The sequence below is a fragment of the Cetobacterium sp. genome, from assembly GCF_048470075.1.
Lineage (GTDB): Bacteria > Fusobacteriota > Fusobacteriia > Fusobacteriales > Fusobacteriaceae > Cetobacterium_A.
This window is the reverse complement of record NZ_DBGBQB010000170.1, coordinates 1-3,447: the sequence shown is the minus strand read 5'-3', so window position 1 is coordinate 3,447 and position 3,447 is coordinate 1. Positions and strand designations below refer to the sequence as shown.

General features: G+C 26.4%; 4 protein-coding genes. 1 reads left to right on the top strand and 3 read right to left on the bottom strand.

The window, feature by feature from the left end:
* The coding region (locus ACMOUI_RS06050) for a cytochrome c biogenesis protein CcdA (protein ID WP_418964834.1) at positions 1-1,042 on the bottom strand (1,042 nt) is incomplete at its 3' end.
* 442 nt (positions 1,043-1,484) lie between these two features.
* Between ACMOUI_RS06050 and ACMOUI_RS06045 the strand changes: the two genes are divergently transcribed.
* Positions 1,485-2,123, top strand: coding sequence for a YoaK family protein (locus ACMOUI_RS06045; RefSeq protein ID WP_418964833.1), 639 nt, complete (start codon positions 1,485-1,487; stop codon positions 2,121-2,123).
* Positions 2,124-2,141: 18 nt separating this feature from the next.
* Here the strand turns inward: ACMOUI_RS06045 and ACMOUI_RS06040 are convergent, their stop codons facing one another.
* Both ACMOUI_RS06040 and ACMOUI_RS06035 read right to left on the bottom strand, forming a co-directional pair.
* Positions 2,142-3,065 carry a glycosyltransferase family 9 protein gene (locus tag ACMOUI_RS06040; protein ID WP_418964832.1) on the bottom strand — a complete coding sequence of 308 codons (924 nt, stop codon included), beginning with the start codon at positions 3,063-3,065 and terminating at the stop codon, positions 2,142-2,144.
* Between the two features lie 137 nt (positions 3,066-3,202).
* Positions 3,203-3,447, bottom strand: a 245-nt coding sequence (locus tag ACMOUI_RS06035; RefSeq protein ID WP_418964831.1) for a hypothetical protein, incomplete at its 5' end; no start/stop codon positions are given.

Genomic DNA, 3,447 nt, shown 5'->3' with positions numbered 1-3,447 from the left:
CAGTTGGGAAGGTATAGTTATTCTCATTTAAAAAATATTTAATCTCTTCAATATTTTTATCTTGACCATTGGGATTTTCTTCAGTTACAGGGTTTGTAACTCCTAAAATGATAACATCTTCTTTATTTTCATCAAACATTTTGTAGATATCCTCAAGAAATGGCATCTCCTCTTTACATGGTGGACACCATGTAGCCCAAAAGTTTAATAAAATGGTTTTTCCTTTATAATTGGACAAAATATGTTCCTTCCCATATTGGTCGATTAAACGATAGCTATCTTTATTAAGAATGGTATTATCACTCTCTTTAGAGATAGAGCTAGAAGGAGTAGTTGGTAAAAAATAGTTGGATAGTTGATTAGTGTACCCTAAAAATGTAAGAGAACCAATAACTATTAAAAAAAGTCCAGATATTTTAACCGTGTATTTTAAAAATTTTTGCTGAGCTTTGAAGAAATTCAATAAAGTAGTTGTAAATAATCCAATTAATAAAAATGGAATAACAAAACCTAGAGAGTATATAAAAATCAATAGATTACCAACACTGCTATTATCTAAACTGGCCACTAAAATTAAAACTGATGAAAGTATAGGACCAACACATGGAGTCCAAGCAAAACTAAATGTAAATCCAGTTATAAAAGCTATAAAGGGAGATATTTTTTTATTATCATAAGTAATTCTTTTCTCCTTATATAGAGGGTTTGCCTTTATTATTCCAAGTTGAAATAGTCCTAAAACTATGATAATGACACCTCCAATTTTGGTAATAATATCTTTTTGACTAAAAGCAATATCTCCTATTACAGTAAAAGAAACACCTAGAATAAAGAAAGAAACAGAGATTCCCATTATAAAAAATAAAGTGTTAAAAAAAACTTTTTTTTGATCATATGTTATATTTCCATAACAATCTATTTTTTTACCATTACCAGCTAAATAACTAAAATATATTGGAATTATGGGAATAACACATGGAGAGAAAAAAGATAAAAAACCACCTAAAAAAGTTAAAAAATAAAAAAGCAATCCTACTTCCATAATAAGCTCCTTTGTATAAAATTTATTAAAATGCTCTGAGAAAACCTCTTCCTCTGTTAGGGAGAGAATGAATTAGGTCAATCTTTTTGACATTTTTTTAAAACCTTTTTAAACTTTGTATTCATGTTCATACTTTTCTTTGTAATTAATTTCAAATATGCTATTATGATAATATGTGAACTATACTCCATTTAGAACGTTCTGTTCTTGAAGTGAGTTGCATATTGTAAATATTTTATGAGACAACAGAATTACTTGTATCAACTTCATATATTCAGTTGTAAAAGCTCATAGAAACCGTGCCTTTATGGCATAGTTTATTCTATCAAAAGATTGTTATAATTTCCACAAAATTATAACAATCTTTTGATAGTCGATTTATCTCCCACTTGAACGAAGTAGGAGTATTCTCGAACAAAGATGATAAGAGGGAGATGATTATATGAAAACTAGAGATTACTATTTTATGGCTGCGTGTTTATGCTTTTTTAGTGGCTTTATAAATATAATAACTCTGTTTTATTTTGGATATCCAATATCGCATTTTTCAGGGACTTTCACATCAATAGCTCAGTATCTATATAAAGCTGTGGGATATGAAAAGTTAATAGAGCTGTTAATTATGATAGTTTGTTTTATGGTAGGAGCTATTTTTTCAGCAATAATAAGTGATGATTCTCAGGAAAAAAATATTAAACGTTATGGGATAGCTATGATAATATTTGGATTTATCATATTAATTTTGGATAATTTTATAAAAAATAATAAACTATTTTTATATTTTTTAACATTGACTATGGGATTTCAAAATGGTATGAGTATTAGATTTAAAGGTAATTTAATAAGAAGTACGCATATGACTGGAAATTTAACAGATTTAGGAAGCTATTTAGGAAAAGTAATAAAGGGTGAAAAAGATAAAGTCGAATATGTTTTTTTATCAATTTTGGAGATAGGAAACTATGTTTTAGGAGGGATATTATCATTGATATGTCTATTCTATATTGGTGGTTATATTGTAAATTTATATTCAATTTTATATATTATATTTGGTATGTTTATGAGAATAAAAAAGAGCTGATATAAAAAATATCAACTCTTATGCTGAAATAGTATAGACATATTCCAAAATATCCTCAGCCATTTTATGTAGTTTATTATCAAAAAGTGATGTTTCTATACTAACATTACTTTTTGGAAAAACATTTTCACTGCACTTATGAACTATTATAGGGATATTAAACGCAGAAGCTATATGTACAATACCAGTATCAACTGATACAACAAGATCCGCTTTTTTAATAAGACTACATAGATCCAAAAGAGAATCTTCTCTCTCTATTTTTTTTACTTCAGCCCAAGTTATTTTAGAGAGATTTTTCAATATTTTCTTTTCATCATCTAAAGATATGCTTCTAGAAGAAACAGAAGCTACTCCATTATATAAAATAAGTGGCTTTCTCTTCACCAATTTAGAGTATTTAGTGTGATTATCAAGAAAAATATCATAAGTTCCACCAGGGTCTTTTATACCAAAAGCCTTTAAAACTTCTATTCCATTCTCCCTCATGTGATTTTGTCTTTTAGTTATTTTATCAATAAGATTAAAAAATTTTCCATGTTTTCTCTCAATTCCAATAATTTTTTTAGCTCTTAATAGATTCATAAGAACTATCTCCCTTAAATAGATACTGCCAACAAGCTCTATATAGTAATCAAACTTATTTCTATATTTTAATCCAGTTTTAATATTTCTAAAAATATCAAAAGATTTTTTTCGATAACTATTGTCTATAATAACCTCTTTTATATAAGGGTTAGCCTCTGCAAGCTCTTTTGTGACAACACTCCCAAGAATAGAAACTTCATATCCATTTAGAGATAAACCTTTTATTAAAGGTGTTTTAAATAGATAATTCCCTATTTTTTGGCAATCATTTATTAAAACTTTTTTTCCTTTAACAGTAAACTCTCTTTTTTTATCTAAGAACAGTTTTCCAAAAATATATCCTAATTTTTTCAAAATTACCATCTCCTTTACATAGTGTTATTATCCTATATAAAAGTAAAAATTTGGTAAAAGTTAGAGAAAAAAATATTTTATAAATATTGAAATCACAATTGTATAACACAGATATTTAGTTTTTTTTTAGAAAAAATTTAAAGATTTTTTTCTGTATCTTTTTCTAAAGTCTTCTTTATAGCTTCTTTTCGAAGTACTTCTAAAACAGTGTAAAAATTATCTAAAATTAAATCCCAACAACATTTATTATTTTTTGAATTATAATTTTCTTTTAAAAATGTAAGAACAGAGTTTTCTCTTTCATCTAGAGATGAGGTATCCACCTTTGATAATTTTTCTAAAACTGTATCATTGTAAAGGAAAAAAATATTTTCGTCATCTG